At 73.1% G+C, this 23,010-nt stretch carries 22 protein-coding genes; 14 read left to right on the forward strand and 8 right to left on the reverse strand.

The genetic code is table 11. The features are described 5' to 3' along the window. The first annotated feature begins 31 nt into the window (after positions 1-31). A complete protein-coding gene (locus AC6EI4_RS08695) occupies positions 32-934 on the forward strand; it encodes a PHP domain-containing protein (RefSeq protein ID WP_498423254.1) in 903 nt (300 codons plus the stop codon). Next, complete coding sequence (locus tag AC6EI4_RS08700) at positions 931-1,551, forward strand: MarC family protein (protein ID WP_498423252.1); 621 nt, start codon at positions 931-933, stop codon at positions 1,549-1,551. The genes AC6EI4_RS08695 and AC6EI4_RS08700 overlap by 4 nt, the downstream gene beginning before the upstream one ends. Positions 1,552-1,555: 4 nt before the next feature. Here the strand turns inward: AC6EI4_RS08700 and AC6EI4_RS08705 are convergent, their stop codons facing one another. After that, positions 1,556-2,371, reverse strand: coding sequence for an SDR family NAD(P)-dependent oxidoreductase (locus tag AC6EI4_RS08705; protein ID WP_498451213.1), 816 nt, complete (start codon positions 2,369-2,371; stop codon positions 1,556-1,558). Positions 2,372-2,429: 58 nt separating this feature from the next. Between AC6EI4_RS08705 and AC6EI4_RS08710 the strand changes: the two genes are divergently transcribed. Together AC6EI4_RS08710 and AC6EI4_RS08715 are read left to right on the forward strand one after the other, a co-directional pair. Further along, entirely contained in the window at positions 2,430-3,269 is an 840-nt protein-coding gene (locus AC6EI4_RS08710) for a ParA family protein (RefSeq protein ID WP_498451214.1), read from the forward strand. Between the two features lie 2 nt (positions 3,270-3,271). Next, the gene (locus AC6EI4_RS08715) at positions 3,272-4,006 is read left to right on the forward strand and encodes a L,D-transpeptidase (RefSeq protein ID WP_498451215.1); all 735 of its coding nucleotides are present in this window, start codon (positions 3,272-3,274) and stop codon (positions 4,004-4,006) included. 58 nt (positions 4,007-4,064) lie between these two features. On the opposite strand, the gene AC6EI4_RS08720 is transcribed toward AC6EI4_RS08715, so the two are convergent. Next, the gene (locus tag AC6EI4_RS08720) at positions 4,065-5,588 is read right to left on the reverse strand and encodes a DEAD/DEAH box helicase (protein ID WP_498451216.1); all 1,524 of its coding nucleotides are present in this window, start codon (positions 5,586-5,588) and stop codon (positions 4,065-4,067) included. 364 nt (positions 5,589-5,952) lie between these two features. Between AC6EI4_RS08720 and AC6EI4_RS08725 the strand changes: the two genes are divergently transcribed. Further along, positions 5,953-6,657 carry a ferritin-like fold-containing protein gene (locus tag AC6EI4_RS08725; RefSeq protein WP_498423243.1) on the forward strand — a complete coding sequence of 235 codons (705 nt, stop codon included), beginning with the start codon at positions 5,953-5,955 and terminating at the stop codon, positions 6,655-6,657. Between the two features lie 79 nt (positions 6,658-6,736). On the opposite strand, the gene AC6EI4_RS08730 is transcribed toward AC6EI4_RS08725, so the two are convergent. Both AC6EI4_RS08730 and AC6EI4_RS08735 read right to left on the reverse strand, forming a co-directional pair. Beyond that, positions 6,737-6,958, reverse strand: coding sequence for a DUF3107 domain-containing protein (locus AC6EI4_RS08730; RefSeq protein ID WP_498423242.1), 222 nt, complete (start codon positions 6,956-6,958; stop codon positions 6,737-6,739). A 55-nt stretch (positions 6,959-7,013) separates the two neighbouring features. Continuing rightward, positions 7,014-7,652 (reverse strand): TetR/AcrR family transcriptional regulator, encoded by a 639-nt coding sequence (locus AC6EI4_RS08735; protein WP_498423239.1) that lies wholly within the window; start codon positions 7,650-7,652, stop codon positions 7,014-7,016. Between the two features lie 184 nt (positions 7,653-7,836). Between AC6EI4_RS08735 and moeZ the strand changes: the two genes are divergently transcribed. Then, positions 7,837-9,063 (forward strand): adenylyltransferase/sulfurtransferase MoeZ, encoded by a 1,227-nt coding sequence (gene moeZ / locus AC6EI4_RS08740; protein ID WP_498451217.1) that lies wholly within the window; start codon positions 7,837-7,839, stop codon positions 9,061-9,063. A gap of 234 nt (positions 9,064-9,297) precedes the next feature. Then, on the forward strand, positions 9,298-9,612 hold the full coding sequence (locus tag AC6EI4_RS08745; RefSeq protein ID WP_498423235.1) for an MGMT family protein: 315 nt from the start codon (positions 9,298-9,300) through the stop codon (positions 9,610-9,612). A 79-nt stretch (positions 9,613-9,691) separates the two neighbouring features. On the opposite strand, the gene AC6EI4_RS08750 is transcribed toward AC6EI4_RS08745, so the two are convergent. The 3 genes from AC6EI4_RS08750 to AC6EI4_RS08760 are packed head-to-tail and all read right to left on the reverse strand — an operon-like array spanning position 9,692 to position 13,484. Then, positions 9,692-11,125 (reverse strand): YlbE family protein, encoded by a 1,434-nt coding sequence (locus AC6EI4_RS08750; RefSeq protein ID WP_498451218.1) that lies wholly within the window; start codon positions 11,123-11,125, stop codon positions 9,692-9,694. Further along, on the reverse strand, positions 11,122-12,621 hold the full coding sequence (locus AC6EI4_RS08755) for an AllF/FdrA family protein (protein ID WP_498451219.1): 1,500 nt from the start codon (positions 12,619-12,621) through the stop codon (positions 11,122-11,124). The genes AC6EI4_RS08750 and AC6EI4_RS08755 overlap by 4 nt, the downstream gene beginning before the upstream one ends. Then, the gene (locus AC6EI4_RS08760; protein ID WP_498451220.1) at positions 12,618-13,484 is read right to left on the reverse strand and encodes an oxamate carbamoyltransferase subunit AllH family protein; all 867 of its coding nucleotides are present in this window, start codon (positions 13,482-13,484) and stop codon (positions 12,618-12,620) included. Before AC6EI4_RS08760 ends, AC6EI4_RS08755 begins: the two co-directional genes overlap by 4 nt. A gap of 78 nt (positions 13,485-13,562) precedes the next feature. On the opposite strand from AC6EI4_RS08760, the gene AC6EI4_RS08765 reads away from it, so the two are divergent. The 7 genes from AC6EI4_RS08765 (at position 13,563) to AC6EI4_RS08795 (ending at position 22,484) form a co-directional block, all read left to right on the forward strand. Then, positions 13,563-14,834, forward strand: a complete 1,272-nt coding sequence (locus AC6EI4_RS08765; protein ID WP_498451221.1) for a PucR family transcriptional regulator — start codon at positions 13,563-13,565, stop codon at positions 14,832-14,834. Between the two features lie 230 nt (positions 14,835-15,064). After that, positions 15,065-16,510: a uracil-xanthine permease family protein gene (locus tag AC6EI4_RS08770; protein ID WP_498423519.1), complete on the forward strand. Its 1,446-nt coding sequence runs from the start codon at positions 15,065-15,067 to the stop codon at positions 16,508-16,510. A 14-nt stretch (positions 16,511-16,524) separates the two neighbouring features. Beyond that, positions 16,525-17,424 carry an FAD binding domain-containing protein gene (locus tag AC6EI4_RS08775; protein ID WP_498451222.1) on the forward strand — a complete coding sequence of 300 codons (900 nt, stop codon included), beginning with the start codon at positions 16,525-16,527 and terminating at the stop codon, positions 17,422-17,424. After that, positions 17,421-17,984: a (2Fe-2S)-binding protein gene (locus AC6EI4_RS08780; RefSeq protein ID WP_498423222.1), complete on the forward strand. Its 564-nt coding sequence runs from the start codon at positions 17,421-17,423 to the stop codon at positions 17,982-17,984. Before AC6EI4_RS08775 ends, AC6EI4_RS08780 begins: the two co-directional genes overlap by 4 nt. Continuing rightward, the gene (cutA, locus tag AC6EI4_RS08785) at positions 17,981-20,374 is read left to right on the forward strand and encodes an aerobic carbon-monoxide dehydrogenase large subunit (protein WP_498423220.1); all 2,394 of its coding nucleotides are present in this window, start codon (positions 17,981-17,983) and stop codon (positions 20,372-20,374) included. The genes AC6EI4_RS08780 and cutA overlap by 4 nt, the downstream gene beginning before the upstream one ends. An 8-nt stretch (positions 20,375-20,382) precedes the next feature. Then, on the forward strand, positions 20,383-21,084 hold the full coding sequence (locus AC6EI4_RS08790; protein ID WP_498423217.1) for an SRPBCC family protein: 702 nt from the start codon (positions 20,383-20,385) through the stop codon (positions 21,082-21,084). After that, positions 21,081-22,484: an amidase gene (locus AC6EI4_RS08795; RefSeq protein ID WP_498451223.1), complete on the forward strand. Its 1,404-nt coding sequence runs from the start codon at positions 21,081-21,083 to the stop codon at positions 22,482-22,484. Before AC6EI4_RS08790 ends, AC6EI4_RS08795 begins: the two co-directional genes overlap by 4 nt. On the opposite strand, the gene AC6EI4_RS08800 is transcribed toward AC6EI4_RS08795, so the two are convergent. Then, positions 22,471-23,010: a 2'-5' RNA ligase family protein gene (locus AC6EI4_RS08800; protein ID WP_498451224.1), complete on the reverse strand. Its 540-nt coding sequence runs from the start codon at positions 23,008-23,010 to the stop codon at positions 22,471-22,473. The genes AC6EI4_RS08795 and AC6EI4_RS08800 overlap by 14 nt on opposite strands.

A 23,010-nucleotide genomic window follows, 5' to 3' on the forward strand; every position in this document is an offset into this window, starting at 1 on the left:
CTAGAACTCCCGGCCCACTACGCTGAGCGCCGTGCGCATCGACCTCCACACCCACTCGCAGGTCAGTGACGGGACGGAGGCTCCCGCGGACGTGGTCCGAGCCGCCGCCGCCGCCGGGCTCGACGTCCTGGCCCTGACCGACCACGACACCGCCGCTGGCTGGGCGGCCGCGGCCGACGCGGCGCAGGAGGTCGGCATCACCCTGGTCCCGGGGATGGAGATCAGCACCCAGCTCGAGACGACGACCGCCGCGGGCCCGCATCGCCGTGGCGTGCACCTGCTGGCCTACCTGCCCGACCCGACCTACCCGCCCCTGGGGGCAGCCCTCGGCCGGGTCCTGGACGGGCGCAACGAGCGGGTCCCCGCGGTCCTGGCCAGGCTCGCCGACCTCGGCATCGAGGTGCCGTACGCCCACGTGGCCAGGCTCGCCGGCCCCACGGCCGCGATGGGCCGTCCGCACATCGCCGACGCCCTCGTCGACCTCGGCCTGGTCCCGGACCGCACCGAGGCCTTCCGCAGGTTCCTCAACCCCGGCCGACCGGCGTACGTCGACCGCTACGCCGCCGCGCTCGACGACATGGTGCGCCTGGTGGTGGAGGCCGGCGGGGTCGCCGTGATCGCGCACCCCTGGGGGCGCCACCGTGCCGACGGCCTGGGCGAGGAGGAGCTGGCCCGGCTGCAGGGCCTCGGGCTGTCCGGCATCGAGGTCGACCACCAGGACCACGACCCGGTCGACCGGGAGCGGCTGCGCGCCATCGCCGGCAACCTCGGGCTGCTGGTGACCGGCTCCAGCGACTACCACGGCACCGGCAAGATCGACCACGACCTGGGCTGCAACACCACCCACCCCGACGAGTACGCCCGCCTCCTGGAGCTGGCCCGCGCGGCCGCGACCCGCGCCGGCCGCAGCGGCGGCTGGGTGGTGGGCCCGTGAGCGAGTGGGTCAACCTGGTCCTGCTCACCGAGGTCTTCGTGACGCTGTTCGTGATCATGGACCCGGTCGGGACGGTGCCGGTCTTCCTGTCGCTCACCTCGGGCCGCGCCGTGGACACGGCCCGGCGCGCGGCCTGGCAGGCGGTCGCGGTCTCGTTCTCGGTGATCGTGGCGTTCGCCCTCTTCGGCCAGCAGATCCTGAGCTACCTGCACATCTCCCTGGCGGCCCTGCAATGCGCCGGCGGGCTGCTGCTGCTCATGGTGGCGCTCGAGCTGCTCACCGGCGACCAGGACAAGGAGCCCACCGCCACCTCGGGCACCAACGTCGCGCTCGTCCCGCTCGGCACCCCGATGATGGCCGGACCGGGGGCGATCGTGGCCACCATGCTGTTCGTCGAGCAGATCGACGGCGGGGCCGACCTGCTGGGAGTCAGCGCCGGCGTCGTCGGCGTGCACCTGTGCCTGTGGGCGGCGATGCGGTTCTCGCTGCCGATCCTGCGCCTGATCAAGGACAGCGGGGTCCTGCTGGTGAGCAGGATCGCGGGCCTGCTGCTGTCGGCGATCGCGGTCCAGCTGGTCGCCGACGCGGTGCGCGCGTTCGTGGTGGGCGAGGGCTGAGCGGCTACTCCCGGGCGCTGCCCGAGCGACCGAGGCTCTGCGCGCGCTGGAGCAGCGGTCCGGGCACGGCGCGGGCGGCCGCCGCGATCACCTTGTAGCGCTTGCTGGGCACCGACATCGCGACCCCGCGGTCCAGGTCGGCGAGGGCCTCGCGGACCAGGTCGTCGGCGTCGAGCCAGAGCATCGACGGGGCCGAGGCCCGCGAGACGTCCATCCGCTGGTGGAACTCGGTCTTCACGAAGCCGGGGCACAGCGCCATCACCCGCACCCCCTGCGTGCGGTACTCGTGGGCGGCCCAGGCGCTGAAGCTGTTCACCCACGCCTTGGCGGCGCTGTAGGTGCCGCGCGGCAGGAAGGCCGCCACGCTCGAGACGTTGACGATGGCCCCCTGGCCCCGCTCGGCCATCGGCCCCAGGGCGGCGTGGCTCAGTCGCAGCACCGCGGTGACCAGCACGTCCAGCATGCGCTGCTCGTCGGTGATGCTGTTGTCGGCGAAGCGCCCCTTGAGCCCGAAGCCGGCGTTGTTCACCAGCAGGTCCACCGGTCGCGCCGGGTCGCACAGCCGGTCCTCGACGCGGGCCAGCTGGTCGCGCTCGGCGAGGTCGGCGGGGAGCACCTCCACCTCGACGCCGTACGACGTGCGCAACGCGGCGGCCACCTCCTCCAGACGCTGCCGGTCGCGTGCCACCAGCACCAGGTGGTGGCCCCGGGCGGCGAGCTGGTGGGCGAACGCGTGGCCGATGCCCGCGGTGGGACCGGTGATCAGGGCGGTGCCGACGGGGATCGGGGTCGGCGTGGAGCGGCGCGCGGAGAAAGACATGCGAGGAGCCAACCGGGTCTGCTGCCTGCGGGCAAGCGAGTCGGGCATGATGGGCGCGATGACCACGACATTGGCGGTCGCCAACCAGAAGGGTGGCGTCGCGAAGACCACCACCGTCGCCTCGCTCGGTGCCGCCCTGGCCGAGCTGGGCCACTCCGTGCTGCTCGTGGATCTCGACCCGCAGGCCTGCCTGACCTTCTCGCTCGGCATCGACCCCGAGGACCTCGAGCTGTCGGTGTACCAGGTGCTCACCCAGGGGCTCGATCCCGCCGAGGTGATCGTGACGACCGAGGAGGGCGTCGACCTGCTCCCGGCCACCATCGAGCTGGCCCGGGCGGAGGCGGACCTGCTCACCCGGACCGGACGCGAGCACGTGCTCGCCGGCGTGCTCGAAGCGCTGGAGGAGGCGGACGCCGGCTACGACTGGGTGCTGCTGGACTGCCCGCCGTCCCTGGGGGTGCTGACGGTGGCCGCGTTGACGGCCGCTCGCGGCGTGCTCGTCCCGCTGCAGTGCGAGACCCTGTCGCACCGCGGCGTCGGGCAGCTGCTGGACACCGTCCACGACGTACGGCGCTTCACCAACCGCGCCCTGGAGGTCTGGGGCGTCCTGCCCACGCTCTACGACGGGCGCACCAACCACGCCCGTACGGTGCTGGAAACCATCTCCGAGACCTACGACCTCGAGGTGATCGGGCCGCCGATCCCCAAGACGATCAAGTTCGCCGAGGCCCCGGCCGCCGGACGCTCGATCCTGGCCACCAGCCGCGCCAGCAAGGGTGCCCTGGCCTACCGCGAGGTCGCGGTCGGGCTGGTCGCCCGCGCAAAGCGCCCGGCGGCGGGCCCGGCGAAGCGGGGTGGGTCGCCAAGCGCTGCGCCGCGGGCCGGGACGAGGGGCTGAGGTTGGCCCGACACCGGCGCGCGAGGACCCGGCCACGCTACGGCCGCCTGACGTTGGTCGCCTGCGCGCTGGGGATCACCGGCGCCGCGGTCCTGGGCGGTGTCGGCGTGCTGCCCTCGCCCACCGACGACTACTCCACGAGCTCGCAGGCCGCCGACGTCTCCGCCGGCGTCGCGGGCGCCGACGACCAGGCCCCCCGGGAGCCCGTGCGGGCGGCGGGCAGCGACGCCGACGACAGCGACGCCGCGGGAGGGCGCACCGCCGACCTGCGGGAGGTGGTGGCGGGAGCCCTGGAGGGCGCGTTTTCCGGCACCGCGCTGCTGCGCCACGACGTCACGCTGCCGGAGCGCTCGGGCCAGGGGCGGCGCGTGGTCTTCAGCGAGTCGCGCCAGCGGGTCTGGCTGGTGGGGGCGGACGGCCGGGTGCAGCGCACCTACCTGGTCTCGGGCAGCGTCTACGACAATCTCGACCCCGGCACCTTCGAGGTCTACTCGCGCTCGGAGCACGCGTGGGGGATCGACGACTCGGGCACGATGCGCTACTTCGTCCGGTTCACCGAGGGCGACAACGCCGCGATCGGGTTCCACGACATCCCGGTGCATGAGGGGGCCCGCGTGCAGACGCTGCGCCAGCTCGGCACCCCGCAGTCGCACGGCTGCATCCGTCAGCGTCCCCGTGACGCGATCGCGCTGTGGAGGTTCGCCCCGGTCGGCACCATTGTGGTGGTCACCCCCTGAGACGAGCCGACCCGCCGCCCGTGGTGGGCGGCGGGTCGGCTCGTGGAGCTGGGCGGGGTCAGTCGGTGCCCGAAGTGGTGCTCTCGCCGCTCGTGGCGGTCTCGCCGTTTCCGCGCGAGCCACCGGTACGACGCCGGCGGCGGTTGCGGCTCGGGCGCAGGTCGTCGGCGCCCGACCCCTCGCTCGGGGCGTCCTGACGGCTCGGCGGCGCGCTCGAGGCGCCGGTCTCCGGGGAGCCGCTGCCGGCGGAGCCCGAGGCGGCGCCGCCGCTGCGCGTGCGGCTACGGCCGCGGCTGCGCGGGGGACGCTCGCCACCCTCGCGCGCGGCCTCGCCACCCTCGCGCGCGGCCTCGCCACGGCCGCCGCCCTCGCCGCGGCCACCGCGCTCGGGGCGGCCACCGCGCTCGGGACGGCCGCCCCGCTCGGGACGCTCGGAGCGCTCGCGCGGGGGCTGAGGCGCGGGGTCGACGATGCGGCCCTTGGTGCCGGGGGCGATGCCCATGTCGTGGAAGAGGTGCTCGGAGGTGGAGTACGTCTCCTGCGGCTCGTCGAAGGGCAGGTCGAGCGCCTTGTTGATCATCTTCCAGCGGTGCACGTCGCCCCAGTCGACGAAGGTGACCGCGATTCCCGTCGCGCCGGCGCGGCCGGTGCGGCCGATCCGGTGCACGTAGGTCTTGTCGTCCTCGGGGCAGGTGTAGTTGATGACGTGGGAGACGCCGGCGACGTCGATGCCGCGGGCGGCGACGTCGGTGGCGACGAGCACCCGGATCTTGTCCTCGCGGAACTTGGCCAGCGCCTTCTCGCGGGCGACCTGGGCCATGTCGCCGTGCAGCGGGCTGGCCGAGAAGCCGCGCTCGGCCAGGTCGTCGGCGACGCGCTGGGCCTGGCGCTTGGTGCGGGTGAACACGATGACCTTGCCGGCGCCCTCGGCCTGCAGGATCCGGCCGATGATCTCGGGCTTGTCCAGGTCGTGGGCCTGGTAGATGAACTGCGCGGTCGCCGGCACCAGCGTGGTGTCGTAGGACGACTCGGCGCGGATGTTCATCGGGTGGCGCATGTGGGTGCGCGCCAGCGAGACGATGGCCGCGGGCATGGTGGCCGAGAACAGCATCGTCTGCCGGGTCTCGGGGGTCAGCTTGAGCAGCTTCTCGACGTCGGGCAGGAAGCCGAGGTCCAGCATCTCGTCGGCCTCGTCGAGGACCAGCGCGTGCACGTGGGAGAGGTCGAGGGCCTTGCGGTTGGCCAGGTCGATCAGTCGGCCGGGGGTGCCGACCACGATGTCGACGCCCGACTCCAGCGCGTCGAGCTGGGTGTCGTAGCCGACGCCGCCGTAGACGGTCAGCACCCGCAGGCCGCGGTCCTTGCTGGCCAGGTGCAGGTCGTTGGAGACCTGGAGCGCGAGCTCGCGCGTCGGGGCCACGATCAGGGCCTGCGGCTTGCCCTGCGGCAGGTCGGCGTAGTCGGGGTCCTTCGGCGCGACGCTGCGCTGGAGCACCGGGATGCCGAAGGCGAGGGTCTTGCCGGTGCCCGTGCGGGCCTGGCCGATCAGGTCGGTGCCCATCAGGGCGACCGAGAGGGTCATCTCCTGGATGGCGAACGGCGTGATGATGCCGGCGCGCTCGAGCGCGTCGCAAATCTCGGGCAGGACCCCGAGCTCTCGGAACGTAGTCAGTGTCTTTTCGCTTTCGTGAGTGGCTTCTGAGCGGCTGACTCATCGAAAGGGATCGAAGTCGTCTCGACAGGGTCTGCCGCGCACATGCTCGGCGGTGTCGGTCCCGAGGACCTGTCGGTGACAATCCTGTCGGTGACAGTGCGGACCGTCTCGCCGGTCGCGGGCCATCCCGGGTGACCGTGCACGGCTGACCCTGCACGGACGAGGTCGGCGACGCTGTCGTCGACCCGGTGGGCGGCACTCGATGAATCCACTGTATCGGTAGGGTGCGGGCATGTCTGAATCCCCGCTCGGGTCGGGCGCGCCGTCGGCCGCCCAGGACCCCCAGTACCGCGCTGCCGTGGTCGACCTGCTGGGCGTGATCGCCTACGGCGAGATCTCGGCGTTCGAGCGGCTGGCCGAGGACGCCAAGCTGGCGCCCTCGCTGGAGGAGAAGTACACGCTGGCCGCGATGGCGGCCACCGAGGTCGGCCACGTCGGGCCGTTGCGCGAGCGTCTGGTCGCGCTCGGTGCCGACCCGTTCGAGGCGATGGCGCCGTTCCGGGTGCCGGTCGACTCCTTCCACGAGCACACCGCCCCGGCCGACTGGTACGAGGGCCTGGTCAAGGCGTACGTCGGCGACGGGCTCGCCGCGGACTTCTACCGCGAGATCGCGCAGTTCGTCGACGCCCAGACCCGCGACCTGATCATCGCCTCGCTCAGCGACACCGGTCACGCCGGCTTCGTGGTGGACCGGGTGCGCGCCGGCATCGCCGAGGACCACCGGCTCGGGGGGCGGCTGGCGCTGTGGGGCCGCCGACTGATGGGGGAGGCGCTCTCCCAGGCGCAGCGGGTCGTCGCGGAGCGCGACGCGCTGGGGGCGCTGCTGGCCGGCGGGGTCGACCGGCCCGGCCTCGACCTGGCCGAGGTGGGGCGGATGTTCACCCGGATGACCGAGCGCCACGACCAGCGGATGGGCGAGCTGGGGCTCGACTCCTGAGCCGCCACTACCCACGACGAAGCCGACCCGGCAGAAGCGAGCTTCTGCCGGGTCGGCTCTGTTCGTCGGGGCGCTGCGCTCAGCTGCGGAAGCCGACCTGCTTCGCGCTGGGGTTGCCGAGCTCGACGTAGGCGATCCGGGAGCCGGGCACGATCACCCGCCGGCCGCGGCTGTCGGTCAGCGCGAGGACGGTCTCGCTGCTGACCGCCTCGGCGACCAGCTTCTCCACCGCCTCGGCGCTCTCGTCGCTCTCGACGAGCAGCTCACGCGGCGCGTTCTGGATGCCGATCTTGACCTCCACGGTCTCCTCCTGAAGTTCTCGGTGCTGCTGGATGACGAGGTTACGGGGTGGGTGTTCAGGCGTCCTCGGCGCGCGGGTAACCGCGGATGCCGCGCCAGGCCAGGGCGGCCACCAGCGCGGCCGCGTCGTCCTGGGTGATCCCGGATGCCTCGGTGAGCCAGAACCGCGCGCTCACCTGCGCCATTCCCACCAGGGACACCGCGAGCAGACGCGACTGCGTCGGGCTCAGGCTGGTGTCGTCGTGGATGACGTCGGCGATCATCGCGGCGGTCTCGGTGGTGACCCGCTCGACGTGCTCGCGGACGGTGGGCTCGTTGGTCAGGTCCGACTCGAAGACCAGCCGGAACGCGCCGCTCTCGGCGGCGACGTAGTCGTAGAAGACCTTGATCGCGGCCTGCACACGCTGCTTGTTGTCGTCGGTGGACAGCAACGCGAGCCGGCAGTTCTCGATGATCGCGTCGCACGAGCTGTCGAGCAGCGCCAGGTAGAGCTCCATCTTGCCCGGGAAGTGCTGGTAGAGCACCGGCTTGGAGACCCCGGCGCGTTCGGCGATGTCGTCCATCGCCGCCGCGTGGTAGCCCTGGGCGACGAAGACCTCGAGGGCGGACTCGAGCAGCTGCGCGCGACGCTCACGGCGCGGCATCCGGGCCCCGCGCGGGCGGGGGCGGTCCGCGTCGAAGTGATCAGCGCTCAACTCGGTGCTCCTCGGGCCTCGCGGCGGGCAGCGTACCCGCGTCGTGCGGGAAGCCTACCGGTCCGTAACCTCCGTCCGGATGACGGGATGGCGCGCGGCGCGCCCCTGCGGGCGGGGGAACATCGGGGGGTTCGCCGGCGTTGTGCCGAGAACCATCGATCGTCCGCCCTGAGGAGTTACCGCCGTGTCCTTTCCCGCGCTCGTGGAGCCGGCCGCCGAGCTGACCGTCGACGAGGTACGCCGCTACAGCCGCCACCTGATCATCCCCGACGTCGGGATGACCGGGCAGAAGCGGCTCAAGAACGCCAAGGTGCTGGTGATCGGCGCCGGCGGGCTGGGCAGCCCCGCGCTGCTCTACCTGGCTGCCGCCGGGGTGGGCACGATCGGGATCGCCGAGTTCGACGAGGTCGACGAGTCGAACCTGCAGCGCCAGATCATCCACGGCCAGTCCGACATCGGGCGTCCCAAGGCGGAGTCCGCGCGCGACGCCATCAAGGAGGCCAACCCCTACGTCGACGTCGTCGTGCACGGGGAGCGCCTCGACAACGACAACGTGCTGCAGGTCTTCGAGGGCTACGACCTCATCGTCGACGGCACCGACAACTTCGCGACCCGCTACATGGTCAACGACGCGGCGTACTTCCTGCGGATCCCCTACGTGTGGGGCTCGATCTACCGCTTCGACGGTCAGGCGTCGGTCTTCTGGCCGCACGCGGTGAAGGAGGACGGCCAGAGCGCCGAGGCGCCCTGCTACCGCTGCCTCTACCCCGAGCCGCCGCCGCCGGGGATGGTGCCCTCCTGCGCCGAGGGCGGCGTGCTGGGCGTGCTGTGCGCCTCGATCGGCTCGATCCAGGTCAACGAGGCGATCAAGCTGCTGACCGGCATCGGCGACCCGCTCGTCGGCCGGCTGATGATCTACGACGCGCTCGAGATGGAGTACCGCAAGCTGCGGGTGCGCAAGGACCCCAACTGCGCGCTGTGCGGGGAGAACCCGACGGTCACCGAGCTGATCGACTACGAGACGTTCTGTGGCGCGGTCTCCGACGAGGCGGCCGACGCCGCCGCCGGCTCGACGATCTCGGTCACCCAGCTGGAGGGCATGCTCAAGGAGCGCGAGAACGGCGAGCGCGACTTCGTCCTCATCGACGTCCGTGAGCCCAACGAGTACGAGATCAACCAGATCCCCGGGGCGGTGCTGGTCCCCAAGGGCGAGTTCCTCAACGGCAACGCGCTCGCGACGCTTCCCCCGGTCGACTCCGGGACGCAGGTCGTCCTGCACTGCAAGAGCGGGGTGCGCTCGGCCGAGGCGCTCGCGGTCGTGAAGGGCGCGGGCTACTCCGACGCCGTCCACGTCGGCGGCGGCGTGGTGGCCTGGGTCAACCAGATCGACCCCAGCCAGCCCTCGTACTGACCTCCGCGGTCCAGCCGCCGCAGCGCAAGGCCCACCCGGGCTCTCGTAACCCGGGTGGGCCTTCGTCGTTGAGGGGTGAGTCACATGGCGTCGGCTGCACAGGTGCCGGCCCCGCGCGGGCGGTCCACGGGGCCGAGACAAGGTCTCGGTCGTCGCTCCCGGTCACGGGGTGGGAGCGACGCCCCGGGCCGTCCGCGCAGCGCGCCCGGCCCCCTCGCCGCTAGCGTGGTGGCCATGAGCAGGATCGACCCCGAGCTGTACGCCGAGCGCGTGCTCACCTGCGTGGAGCGGGTCCCGCGCGGCCGGGTCACCACGTACGGCGCGATCGCGGAGGTCCTCGGCGCCGAGCTGGGCGGCGGGGGACCACGCACGGTCGGCGCGGTGCTGGCGTCGTACGGCGGACCGGTGCCGTGGTGGCGGGTGGTCCGTGCGGACGGCTCGCTGCCGGCCTGCCACGAGGGCCGGGCCCGCGAGCACTACCTCGAGGAGGGCACCGCGCTGCGCCCCTCGGGCCGGATCGACCTGCGCACCGCCTTCTGGCAGCCGTAGCAAACGCCGAGTCGGCGCAGGCTCGGGAGCCTGCGCCGACTCGGCGGTTCACAGCGGCGAGTTCACGCCGACTCGGCGGTCAGGCGCGCTCGCGGGTACGGCGCGCGAGGGCGGCCAGCGCCTTGGGGAAGATCTCCTCGGGCGGGTTGACCAGGCCGGCCCCGACCTGGCCCACGCCCGCCTTGGCGCCGGCCATGCCGGTGTTGATCTGCGGCAGGATCCCGGTCCGGCAGACCAGGCTCACGTCGATCCCGCTGGGGACCCCCTGGAACTCCAGCACCGGCACCGACCAGCGCGGGCTCTCGCCCAGGCAGATCTCGTGCATCCGGCGGGTGGTGGCCAGCGCGTCGGGCACGGTGCCGCCGACCAGCCGGACGATCGCCGGGGCGGTGGCCATCGCGAAGCCGCCGATGCCGGCGGTCTCGGTGATCGCGGAGTCGCCGATGTCGGGGTTGGCGTCCTCGGGCCCGTAGTCGCCGAGGTAGAGCCCCTCGGCCACCTGGGCCGGGCCGGTGAACCACTCGTCGCCGGTGCCGGCGGTCTGGATGCCGAACTCGGTGCCGTTGCGGGCCATCGCGACGACCATCGTCGAGCCCTCGATGCCGCGGGCGGCGTCCAGCGCCAGCTTGCAGGCGGGCATCGCGAGGTTGAGGAAGAAGTGGTCGTTGCCGCCGATGAACCGCATCGCGTCGGCCACGTCGGAGGTGGCGAAGCCCGACTCGACCATCGCCGGCGCCAGGTCGCGCATCATCATCAGCGTGCCCGCGCGGTTGCGGTTGTGGGCCTCGTCGCCCATCTGCAGCATCTGGGTGAGGATGCCGGTCACGTCGACCGGGCCGCTGGCGGCGACGGTGGTGCGCACCGCCTTCTGCAGCAGCGGGCCGAGCACCCCCGACATCCAGCGCAGCCGCTCGAGCACGTCCGGGCCGTAGGCGCCGTAGCGCAGCACCTTGCCCAGGCCCTCGTTGAGCGAGCAGTAGGTGCGCTTGCCGGTGGCGGGGTCCTCGAGGACGAACATCCACATCGAGGGCGAGACCAGACCGGCCATCGGGCCGACCGCGTTGCGGTGGTGGCAGGGCCCGAGGGTGAAGCCCTTGCCGGACTCGAAGAGCGCGACCGCGTCCTCCGGGTCGTCGACGAGGCCCTCCAGCGCGGCGGCGCCCATCAGCGCGCCGCGCAGCGGGCCGGACGCGGTGTCCCAGCCGATCGGCGGGCCGGCGTGCAGGAAGTCGCCGCGCTCCAGGCCGAGGACCTCGGAGGCGGGGGCGACGTCGACGAGGACCGCCTGTACGGCGAACATCGCGGCCAGCGCGCGCTGGTTCGCCTCGAGGCGCAGCGGGTCGGCGGCGACCGTGGCGAGGTCGGCCTCGGTGCCCGGCATCGGCGGGCGCCAGTCGACCCGGCTGACCGGGACGGCCTGGGCGGCGACGGCGTCGGCGAAGAGGTCGACGCCGGTGCCGACGACGTGCCCGGGGGTGCCGGTGGTGGGGGTGCCGGTGGGCGTGGTGGTCATCGGGCGGCTCCGATCAGCTCGACCGCGCGGCGGGCCGCGGCGGCATTGGACAGGTGGACCTCGGCGCCGGCCTCGGCCAGCGTCTTGGCCTGGCGCTCGAGCTCCTGGGGGTCCAGCGAGGTCCCCACGAGCGCGATGACGACGGGCTTGCCGACCTCGGCGATCGCCGGGGCGAGCGCGGAGGCGGGGTCGGCCTCGGCGCCGTGGCCGAGGACGACGTCGAGCAGCAGGACGCCGGTGAGCGGGTCGGCCGCGGCCCGGGCGAGGTGCTCCAGGCGCAGGGTCGGGTCGATCATCGGGTGCGCGCGGCCCTGGGTGAGGCCGTCGTCGCCGAAGTCGATCATCAGGTGGGCCTCGGCGGTGAGGTCGGAGCCCAGGGCCAGCTCGGGGGAGAGCGGGATGTTGCTGCGGATCGGGCCGAGGTCGGCGCGGGCGACGAGCATCGCCTCGTCGCACAGCGTGCCGCCGGCGAAGAGCCCGCGCAGCAGCGGACCGGCCGCGACGATGGCCGGGTCGCCCCAGGTCGGCCACGTCGGCACCGGGCGCCCGAGCCGGGTCAGCACCCGCTCGGCGGCCGAGGTGAGGTCGGGCTGTCCGTCGCCCAGCAGCGCGAGCTCCACCGGGGTGGACAGGGTGGCGGCGAACTCGGTGATCGCGGCGGCGACCTCGGGGGCCGGGGGCTTGGAGACCAGCACGATCATCTCCACGGCCGGGTCCTCGTCGAGGCGGCGCAGCGCGGTGCGCGTGGACAGCCCGCCGACGTCGGTGGACAGGTCGCGACCGCCGACGCCGAGCGCGGAGGTGACCCCGACGCCGGCGTGGTCGAAGAGCGCCAGCAGCTGCTGGCAGCCGGTGCCGGAGGCGGCGACCAGGCCGACCGGGCCGGGCGCGGTGATGTTGGCGAAGCCGAGGCCGAGGCCGCCGACCAGGGCGGTGCCGCAGTCGGGGCCCATCACCAGCAGGCCGCGCTCGGTGGCGGTGCGCTTGAGCGCCAGCTCGTGCTCGAGCGGCACGTTGTCGCTGAAGATCATCACGTCGCGCCCGGCGTCCAGGGCGTCCATCGCCTCGACCAGGGCGGCCTGGCCGGGCACGCTGATCAGCACGACCTCGTCGCCGGTGGCGCTGCGGCGCAGGGCGCTGCGGGTGGTGCGGGGCGCGGCGAGCTCGCTGGCCTCGGAGGACGAGGAGGAACGGGTGGCGGCCGCCAGGGCCGCGTCGACGCCGGCGAGCGCCCGCTCCAGGGCGTCCTCGGTTGCGTCGGGGGCCAGCCGGACGGCGACGACCATGTCGTTGCCGGTCGCCTCGCCGGGCACCGTGAAGCCCATCTGCTCGAGGACCTCGAGGTTGAGCGCGGTGGCCATGGCGACCTGCGCGGCGGCGACGCCGTCGATCGCGGCGACGGTCCGGCTCACCTGGAGCAGGGTGACCGAGTCCGCGTACGCGCCTCGCCTGAGCTCGACGTGAGGTGCGGTCGGCTCCACTGAGGTGGTGGTCATGCGCAACGTCTCCCTTCGGAGATGGGGATGGGGGTGGAACGGGTGAAGAGGTCAGGGTGGGCCAGGTCGCCCTCGGCCAGGTCGCCGCCGGCCAGGTCGCCGCTGGCCAGGGCGTCGGCGGCCAGGGCGGCGCCGAGCAGCAGGCCGGCTCCGGAGGTGTGCCCGACCGTGGTCAGGGCGCGGGCGGCCTCGCGCAGGCCGGTCGCCTCGCCGTCCGGCAGCTCGGCGCAGCGCAGCAGGTCGGCGAACTCGGGGAGCACCTCGCCGCGCAGCGCACAGTCCAGCAGCGCGGCCGAGAGCAGCCCGGTGCGCTCGAGCCCGTCGCGGACGGCCGCCTCGAGCGCGGGGGCGGGGACGCCGGCGGCGCGGCGCAGTGCGAGCCACCCGCACAGCACGTCGTCGCCGAGCGGGGTCAGGCCCTCGCCGAGGCCGAGCAGCGCCGCCACGGCGCCGGGGGCGCCGGTGGCCAGGCGCTGGAGGCTCCGGCGGGGCAGGGCGTGCCGGACGTGCGCGGGCACGGCCCCTCCCAGCCCAGCGAGGCGCTGCAGGCCCGCCGCGGTCAGGGGCGGCGCCTGGACGTCGAGGACCCGGCCGATGCGCAGCACGGTGTCGTCCAGCTGCAGTGCGCCACGTGAGACCCGGGCCGCGCGCGTCGAGGCGAGGGGGCCCAGCTCCGGGGAGGCCAGGCGCAGGGCGCACGGTACGGCGCTCGCCGCGGTGGAGACGACCCCGACGCAGCGGCCGGCGACCTCGACGTAGAGGGCATGGCGACCGCGGTGCACGATCCTCGCCGGGCCGTCGCTCTCGGCCAGCAGCCGGCGCACCCGGGCAGGGGCGGCGACGGCGAGAGCGAGGGGAGGCACCTGCTCGACGCTATCGGGGCACGCTACGGTTTGCCGATGTGAGGTTCTGACAAACCAATCGTGATCGAGGTGCAGAAGTTGATAACGCCCAGGCCGGCAACCGCAGAGAACGCCGCGTGGGCGCTGGCGCGGGTGGACACCCTGCACACGGCGCTGACGCAGATCGTCCTGGAGGGGGGGAACCTGAGCCAGATCACCGCCGAGGTGGCCCGGGTCCTGGACGTGGGGGTGCTGGTGACCTCGACCGACGGCCGCGAGCGCGCCGGGGTGCTCGACCCGGACATGCGCGCCGCGATGGAGGAGCTCGACCTCTTCGACCACACCGGCCGGTTCCGCGTCGAGCGGACCAGCACCCAGGGCACGCCGGCCGGCGCGGGGCAGGTCCGGATGCTGCGCGTGGTCGCGGGGGGCGCCGACCTGGCCCGGCTGGTCTGCTTCCGCCCGGCCGGCGAGATCCCCTCCGACGACGTGCACGCGATGGAGCGCGCCGCGGCGGTGGCCGCCCTGCTGATCACCCGCGAGGAGGCGGTGACCGCGGTGGAGAACAAGTACCGCGGCGACTTCCTGCGCGACGTCTTCCTCGGCCGCGCCGGCGGCATCGACTACGTGATCGAGCACGCCGAGGGGTTCGGCTGGGACCTGGACCGGCCGATGGTGGTGGTGGCCGCCGAGATCGACCCGCTGCGCCCCGAGGAGGCGCCCGTTTCCAGCCGGGTGCGCCGCCGCTGGCAGGAGCGCTTCTCCTCGGCGTGGAGCCAGGTGATGCAGGGGTACGACGCCGCCGCGCCCAGCGTGGACTTCTCCTCCGAGGTGGTGACCCTGATCCCGGTGGGGGAGGCTTCCGAGGACGCCGGCGAGGCGGTCGTCAGGCGGCTGGTGACCGGTGTGCGCGGTGACAAGGGCGGCGGGCGCCGGGCGTTCTCGGTGGGGGTGAGCCGGGTGGTCACCTCCCTCGACCAGCTGCCCGAGGCCTACGCGCAGGCCCGGCGGGCGGTCGAGGTGGGGCGCCGCGTGCACGGCGGCGGCTCCACCACGCACTTCGACCAGCTCGGCGTGCACCGGCTGATCGCGCTGGTGCCGGACACCGGCGAGCTGAGGGCCTTCGCCCAGGACGTGCTCGGCCCGCTGTCGGGCGCCACCACGGAGGCGGTCGACCTGCGCGAGACCCTGCAGGTGCTGCTCGACACGAACTTCAACGTCGCCGAGGCCGCGCGGCTGCAGTTCTTCCACTACAACACGATGCGCTACCGGGTCAGCAAGCTGGAGCGGCTGCTGGGCCCGCTCTCCTCCGATCCCCATCTGCGCCTCGACGTGGCCGTCGCGCTGCGGGTCCTGGAGATCGTGGACTGAGCCGGTTCGGCTGCGATCGGGTAACCGTCCGGTCACGAGTGCAATAAATCCGGCGTTCTGCTGCGCCCATCCGTCCTCCTCCCCACAATGTCTGCCACGAGTCTCCTGGGGTGTTCGGCAACACTCGCCGTGTCTCAGGTCTCGCCCGGACTACTAGGTTCGGCACCCACATGGGGTGTGGCCCGGACCGTGACCCTCACGGTCCCCCCTAAGGAGGCAGCACTGTGTCGATGTTCAAATGGGACCTGGTGGACCCGAAGCCTGGGGAGGCGGTGGCACCCCACCAGCGATTGAGTTGGGGCAAGACCACGGGCCTCGGCGCCCAGCACGTGGTCGCGATGTTCGGTGCGACGTTCGTCTTCCCGATCGTGATGGGGCTCAACGCCAACCTCGCGATCATGATGAGCGGCATCGCCACGATCTGCTTCCTGCTCATCGTCAAGGGCAAGGTACCGAGCTACCTCGGCACCTCCGCGGCCTTCGTGGGCGGCGCAGCCGCCATCTACGACCAGGATGGCGGCCCCGCTGACGTCACCGGTGCCATCCTCGTGGCCGGCGTGGTGCTCGCGCTGGTCGGCCTGGTCATCCACTTCTTCGGCGCCGACGTGGTCAACGCGGTCCTGCCTCCCGCCGTGACCGGCGCGGTGGTGATGCTGATCGGCTTCAACCTGGCCCCGGTGGCGACCGGTACCTATATGCCGTCCGACCCCTGGCTGGCGATCCTCACGATGACCGCGGTCATCATCATGGCGGTCGCCTTCCGCGGCTTCCTGGGGCGCATCGCGATCGTGCTCGGCCTGGTCTTCGGCTACGTCGCCTCGTTCCTCGCCGACAAGATCTTCGGCAAGACCGACGCCCCGCTGCCGAGTGATGCCGACCCCGGCCCGCACTGGCGCGTCGACTGGGCCTCGGTGAGGGAGGCCGACTGGTTCGGCCTGCCCGGCAAGACCGCCGACGGCCTCGTCGGCAACCAGGCCCAGCTGGACAATCTCGGCGCGGTCGGTTGGCACCTGCCGAGCTTCTCCGTGACGTTCACGCTGCTCGTCATCCCGGCCGTCATCGCGCTGGTGGCGGAGAACGTCGGACACGTCAAGGCCGTGGCCGAGATGACCGGCAGCGACCTGGACCCCTACATGGGCCGCGCCGTCGCCGCCGACGGTGTCGCCACCGTCGTCGCCACCTCGGTGGGTGGCTCTCCCACCACCACGTACGCCGAGAACATCGGCGTGATGGCCGCGACCCGGGTCTACTCGACGGCCGCCTACTTCGTGGCCGCGCTGGTTGCGATCCTGCTCGGCCTGGTGCCGAAGTTCGGTGCGATCGTCAACGCCACGCCGCCGGCCGTCCTCGGCGGGATCACGCTCGTGCTCTACGGCATGATCGGCCTGCTCGGCGCGAAGATCTGGACCGAGAACAAGGTCAACTTCGCCAACCCGGTGAACCTCGTGCCGCTGGGCGCCGGAATCATCCTCGCCATCGGTGACGCGAAGCTGAAGTTCACCGATGACTTCGTGCTCAGCGGCATCGCTCTCGGCACCCTGGTGGCGGTCCTCGGCTACCACCTCGCCCGTCTGGTGTCTCCTCCGCGCAACTCCGACGGCAGCCTGATCGTCGTCGGTGGCCCCGGCACGAACGTCGAGGACCACGCGGCCGCGCACCACCACCCCAAGCACTGACAGGAAGTCCCCCTGTGAAACCAGCACCCTTCGCGTACGCCCGCCCCGCCACCCTCGAGGAGGCGCTCCACACCCTGGCGAACAGCCCGGAAGCGAAAGTGCTGGCCGGAGGCCAGAGCCTGGTGCCGCTGCTGTCCATGCGACTGGCAGGACCGCGGACCCTGGTCGACATCAACGCACTGCCCGACCTGGACCACGTCAGCGTCGACGCTGACGGGGTCCGGGTCGGGGCGCTGGCCCGCCACGCCGCGGTGCTGGCCCACCCGGGCGCCCGCGCCGTCCAGCCGCTGCTCGCGCTCGCGCTCGACAACGTCGCGCACGCCACCATCCGCAACCGCGGCACCACGGTCGGCTCGATCGTGCACGCCGACGCGGCGGCGGAGATGCCGGTGGTGCTCCGCCTGCTGGGCGGCTCGCTCGAGGTCGCCTCCAGCACCGGACGGCGCACGATCGCGGCCGACGACCTGTACCTCGGCCCGATGGAGTCCTCGCTGCACCACGACGAGATCGCCGTCGAGGCGTTCTTCCCGGCGCTGCCCGCCGGCGCCGGGGTCGCCTTCGAGGAGCTGGCCCGCCGCCACGGCGACTACGCCATGTGCGGCATCGCGGCGCTGGTGCGCCTGGACGGCGAGTCGGTCGTCGAGGCGCGCGCCGGCTACCTGTCGGTCTGCGACGTGCCCACCGTGGTCGACCTGACCTCCGACCTGGCCGGCGGCCTGAGCGAGGAGTCCCTGGCCGCGGCGGGGGAGTCCGCGCTGGCTCAGCTCGACCCGGTCGACGACATCCACGCCACCGCCAGCTACCGCGCCCAGCTCACCCGGGTGCTCACCGCGCGCGTCCTGCGTGCGGCGTACGACGATGCGCGGGCGCGCGCGGCCTCGGCCGGCGCCCACGCGAAGGAGGACCAGGCATGACCACCGAGCAGCACATCGACACCCACACCGGCGAGGAGCTGCACACCGTCCGGCTCAGCGTCAACGGGAACGCGCACGAGATCGAGGTCCCCGCGCGCCGGCTGCTCAGCGACGCGCTGCGCCTCGACCTCGGTCTGACCGGCACCCACGTCGGCTGCGAGCACGGCGTCTGCGGCGCCTGCACGATCCTGCTCGACGGCACGCCGGTGCGCGCCTGCCTGATGTTCGCGGTCTCCGCCGAGGGCGCCGAGCTGACCACGGTGGAGGGGCTCACCGAGCCCGACGGCTCGCTCAGCCCGGTGCAGCAGGCGTTCAGCGACTGCCACGGCCTGCAGTGCGGCTTCTGCACCCCGGGCTTCCTGACCACGATCACCGCCGGGCTGCGGGAGAACCCGTGTCCCAGCCACGAGCAGGCCCGCGACATGATCGCCGGCAACCTGTGCCGCTGCACCGGCTACCAGAACATCGTCCGCTCGGTCGAGCGGGCCGCGGAGATCATCGCCGAGCGGTCCGCGCAGACCCCGCCCGGCGACGGCGACGACGAGGAGGCACCCCGATGACCACGAAGCTCTTCGGGACCCGCGTCGCCCGGGTCGAGGACCAGCGCTTCCTGCGCGGGCAGGGCCGCTACGTCGACGACGTCGGCGTCGACTCCGCGACCGACATCCTGCACGCGGCGGTGCTGCGCAGCCCGCACGCGCACGCCCGGATCCTCGACATCGACGTCGCCGACGTGCTCGAGGTCGAGGGCGTCCACGCCGTCTACACCTACGAGGACCTGCTGGGCCCGGCCGCCGAGCCGCTGCCCCTGCTGATCCCGCACCCGACGCTGACCCACGGCCGCACCCAGTACGCCCTGGCCCGCGACGAGGTCAACTACGTGGGCGAGGCGATCGCCTTCGTCGTGGCCGAGGACCGCTACGTCGCCGAGGACGCCGTCGGCCGGATCCGGGTGCAGTACGAGGTGCTGCCGGCCGTGGTCGGCATCGAGGCCTCCCGCGCCGCCGAGCACCTGGTGCACGAGGACGTGCCCGGCAACGTCGCCGCGCGCAGCGAGCAGCACAACGGCGACGCCCCCGCCGAGATCGCCAAGGCCCCGCACACGCTCTCGCTGGACCTCAGCATCGAGCGCAGCGCCTGCACCCCGATGGAGGGGCGCGGCACGGTGGCCCGCTGGGACGCCGACCAGAACCGTCTGCAGCTGTGGACCTCGACGCAGACCTCCACCGGCGTCCGGGCGGCCGTCGCGGCCAAGCTGGGCCTCGACCTCGGCCAGGTCGACGTGATCACCCCCGACACCGGCGGCGGCTTCGGCGTCAAGATCAACCACCCCTGGCCCGAGGAGGTGCTGGTGCCGCTGGCGGCCCGCGCCCTGGGCCGGATGGTGAAGTTCACCGAGGACCGTCGCGAGCACTTCATCTCCTCGGCCCACGAGCGCGGCCAGCTGCACCACGTCGAGGTCGGCTTCGACGACGACGGCCGGGTGCTGGGCCTCGACGTGATGTTCTGGCACGACCACGGCGCCTACACGCCGTACGGGCTGATCGTGCCGATCGTCGCCTCGACGCAGCTGCTCGGCCCCTACAAGCCCAAGGCCTACCGGGTCACCTTCGAGAGCATCTACACCAACACCGTCATCGTCACCCCCTACCGCGGCGCCGGACGCCCGCAGGGCTGCTTCGTGATGGAGCGGACCATGGACGCGATCGCGGCGTACCTGGGCAAGGACCGGCTCGAGGTCCGTGCGGCGAACTTCATCCAGCCCGACGAGTTCCCCTACGACCAGGGCCTGATCTTCCAGGACGGCCGGCCGCTGATCTACGACTCCGGCGACTACCCGCAGATGCTGGAGAAGACCAAGGCGCTGATCGGCTGGGACGAGTTCCCCGCCATGCAGGCCCAGGCCCGTGCGGAGGGACGCAAGCTCGGCATCGGCCTGGCCTGCTACGTCGAGGGCACCGGCGTCGGGCCCTACGAGGGCGCGCACGTGCACATCGAGACCAACGGCAAGGTCAAGGTCGCCACCGGCCTGACCACCCAGGGCCAGGGCCACCAGACGGCGTTCGCCCAGATCGTCGCCGACGAGCTCGGGGTGCCCTTCGAGGACGTCGAGATCGTCACCGGCGACACCCGCCGGATGCCGTACGCCGTGGGCACCTTCGCCTCCCGCGCCGCGGTGATGAGCGGCTCGGCGATCCACAAGGCCGCCAAGCGGACCAAGGAGAAGGCGCTGCGGATCGCCGCGGACGCGCTCGAGGTGGCCGAGGCCGACCTCGAGATCGTCGGCGGCGTGGTGCGGGTCAAGGGCTCACCCGGGTCGGCGATCGCGCTCGGCACCGTGGCGGTGCTGTCGAACCCGCTGCGCTACGCCTTCGACGAGTCCTCCAAGCAGGCCACCCAGTTCAGCGTCGGCGACCCCGCCAAGACGCCGGTGGCCGAGGGGGAGGAGCCCGGGCTGGAGGGCAAGGACTTCCACTCCGTGACCGGTGCGACGTACGCCGCGGGCATGCACGCGGCCATCGTCGAGACCGACCCGCTGACCGCTGAGATCAAGATCGTGAAGTACGTCGTGGTCCACGACTGCGGGCACCTGATCAACCCGATGCTCGTCGAGGGCCAGATCCACGGCGGCGTCGCGCAGGGCATCGGCGGCGCGCTGTACGAGAAGATGGCCTACGACGAGAACGGGCAGCTGCTCAACGCCTCCTTCATGGACTTCCTGATGCCCTTCGTCACCGAGATCCCCGACGGCATCGCGATCGACCACCTGGAGACGCCGTCTCCGTCCAACCCGCTGGGCATCAAGGGCGCCGGCGAGGCCGGGGTCATCCCCACCTCCGCCGTGTTCGCCTCGGCCATCGAGGATGCCGAGGGCTTCGACATCACCGCGATGCCGATCTCGCCCTCGGAGCTCTTCCACCTGCGCCTCGCGCACACCACCACTGACTAAGGAGCACCATGAAGATCTCCGGAGAGCACGTCCTGCACGCCCCTGTGGCGGCCGTCTGGGACGCGCTGCTCGACCCGCAGGTGCTGGTGCGCACCATCCCGGGCTGCGAGCGTCTCGAGGCGACCGGCGAGAACGCCTACGCGATGACCGTCACCGCCGGCGTCGCGTCGATCCGCGGGACCTACAACGGGGCCTGCGCGATGACCGACCTGGTCGAGCACGAGTCGCTGCGGATGAAGCTCGACGGCTCGGGCGCCCCCGGCACGGTCGACGCGACCGTCGACGTGACGTTCAGTGAGGCCGGCGAGGGCACCACGAAGATCGCCTACACCGCAGACGCCGTGGTCGGCGGGATGGTCGGCGGGGTCGGCCAGCGCATCCTCACCAGCGTGGCGCGCCGGATGGCGGGCGAGATGTTCGGCAACGTCGAGAAGGTGATCGCCGCCGGGGGAGTCAGCGCCCTGGCCGGCGAGCCGCCGGCCGCCGGCTCGGCCCCGGTGGCCCCGGTGGCCGCAGCGGGCGCCGCGGGTGTCGCTCAGCCGGCGGCCTCCGGCGCGGCGTCCGACGCAGCGCAGGTCTTCAGCGCGCCGAGCCGGCCCTCGGCCGTCGGCGGCGGCTCCGGCGAGGACTTCCTCAAGGGTGTCGGCGTGGGTGCCGGGCTGGTGCTCGTCGGCGTGCTGGTCGGCGCGCTGCTGGGCCGTCGGCGATGAGTGATCTCACCGCCGACTCCACCGCCCGGGAGATGGCGGCGGCGGTGCGGGCCAAGGAGGTCTCGGCGCGCGAGCTGCTCGAGCTGCACCTGACCCGGATCGCCGAGCGCAACCCCGAGCTCAACGCGATCGTCTCCCTCGACGAGGACCGCGCCCGGGCCGGGGCGCTCGCCGCCGACGAGGCGCTGGCCTCCGGGGAGGAGCCGGGCCCGCTGCACGGGCTGCCGTTCGCAGTCAAGGACACCCACGCGGTCGCGGGCTGGCGCACCACCTACGGCTCCACGCTGTACGCCGAGCACGTCCCCGAGCGCGACGAGCTGCTGGTGGAGCGGATCCGGGGCGCCGGCGCGGTGCTGATCGGCAAGACCAACGTGCCGGAGTTCGCGGCCGGCTCGCACACCTTCAACAAGGTCTTCGGCACCACGCTGAACCCGCACGACCCCTCGCGCTCGGCGGGCGGGTCGAGCGGGGGAGCGGCCTGCGCGCTGGCGGCCGGCATGGTCCCGCTCGCGGACGGCTCGGACATGGGCGGCTCGCTGCGCAACCCCGCGTCGTTCTGCGGGGTGGTGGGGCTGCGCCCGTCCCTGGGACGGGTGCCCGAGTGGCCGCTGTACAACCAGTGGGAGACCACCTCGGTGGGCGGCCCGATGGCGCGCAACGTCGGCGACCTGGCACTGCTGCTCTCGGTGCTGGCCGGCCCCGACCCGCGGGCGCCGCATGCTCTGGGCGAGCCCGGCGCCAGCTTCGCCCCGCCGCTGACCGGCTCGCTGGCCGGCTCGCTGACCGGTCTGCGGGTGGCGCTGTCGGTCGACCTGGGCGGCGCGTTCGAGGTCGACGACGAGGTCGCCTCGGTGGTCGAGGAGTCCGCGGTGGCGTTCGCCCGCGCCGGGGCCCGGGTCGTCGCCGCGACCCCGGACCTGCACGAGGCCGAGGACACCTTCCGCACCCTGCGCGCGTGGCACTTCCAGGCGAAGTTCGGGCGGCGCCTCGCCGAGCACCCCGACGCCTTCAAGGCCTCGCTGGCCGACAACATCCGGGCCGGGGAGGCGCTCACCGGCGTCGACGTGGCGCGCGCCTACAGCCAGCGCACGGCTCTGTCGGAGCGGATGCGGGTCTTCTTCGAGTCCCACGACGTGCTGGTGCTGCCGGTCTCGCAGGTGCCGCCGTTCCCCGCGGACCAGGAGTTCCCCGCCTCGATCAACGGGCGGCCGATGGAGACCTACCTGGACTGGATGCGCTCGGCGTACTTCATCACGGTGACCGGCTGCCCGGCCATCGCCGTACCCGCCGGACTCACCTCCGACGGCCTGCCGGTCGGCATCCAGATCGTCGCGCCGCACGGCGGAGAGCGACGACTGCTGGAGGTCGCGGCGGCGTTCGAGGCGCTCAGCTCGCGCTGAGCCCCTGCGCCGGGGCCGGCTCGACGAGCCAGGCGCGCTTGCCGGGACTGTCCCAGCGGCGCAGCCTGGTCGCCGTGGCCGGCAACGGCGCGTGCTCGGTGAGCAGGTCCAGCGCCGTGGCCACCTGGGCGCTGGTCAGGGCGTGGGCCAGGCTCACGTGCGGCACCCAGCCGCCCGGCGCGCTGAGCGGCGAGCCGCCTGGCCCCGGCACGGCGTGCGCCCGCCGGTGCAGCTCCATCAGCTCGGGGGTCACCAGCACGTGGCGCACCAGGACGTGGCCGCGCCGGTTGTGGAACAGCAGCGGCGCCCCGATCCGCACCTCGACCGGCAGCAGCCGCGCCACCTGCCAGAGCTCACGCTCGCGCTCGGCGGGCACGTCGTCGCGCGCATCGAGGGTGAGGTGCGGGCGGTTGGTGGCCGAGGTGTGGTGCGCCAGGCTCGGCAGCCCGGCACCGGCGAGCACGTCCCACTGACGGCGGATCCGCTCCTCGCTCGCCGGGTCGAGCAGCAGCTCGAGGGACTGCAC

Source organism: Nocardioides sp. Z43_10 (genome assembly GCF_059766615.1).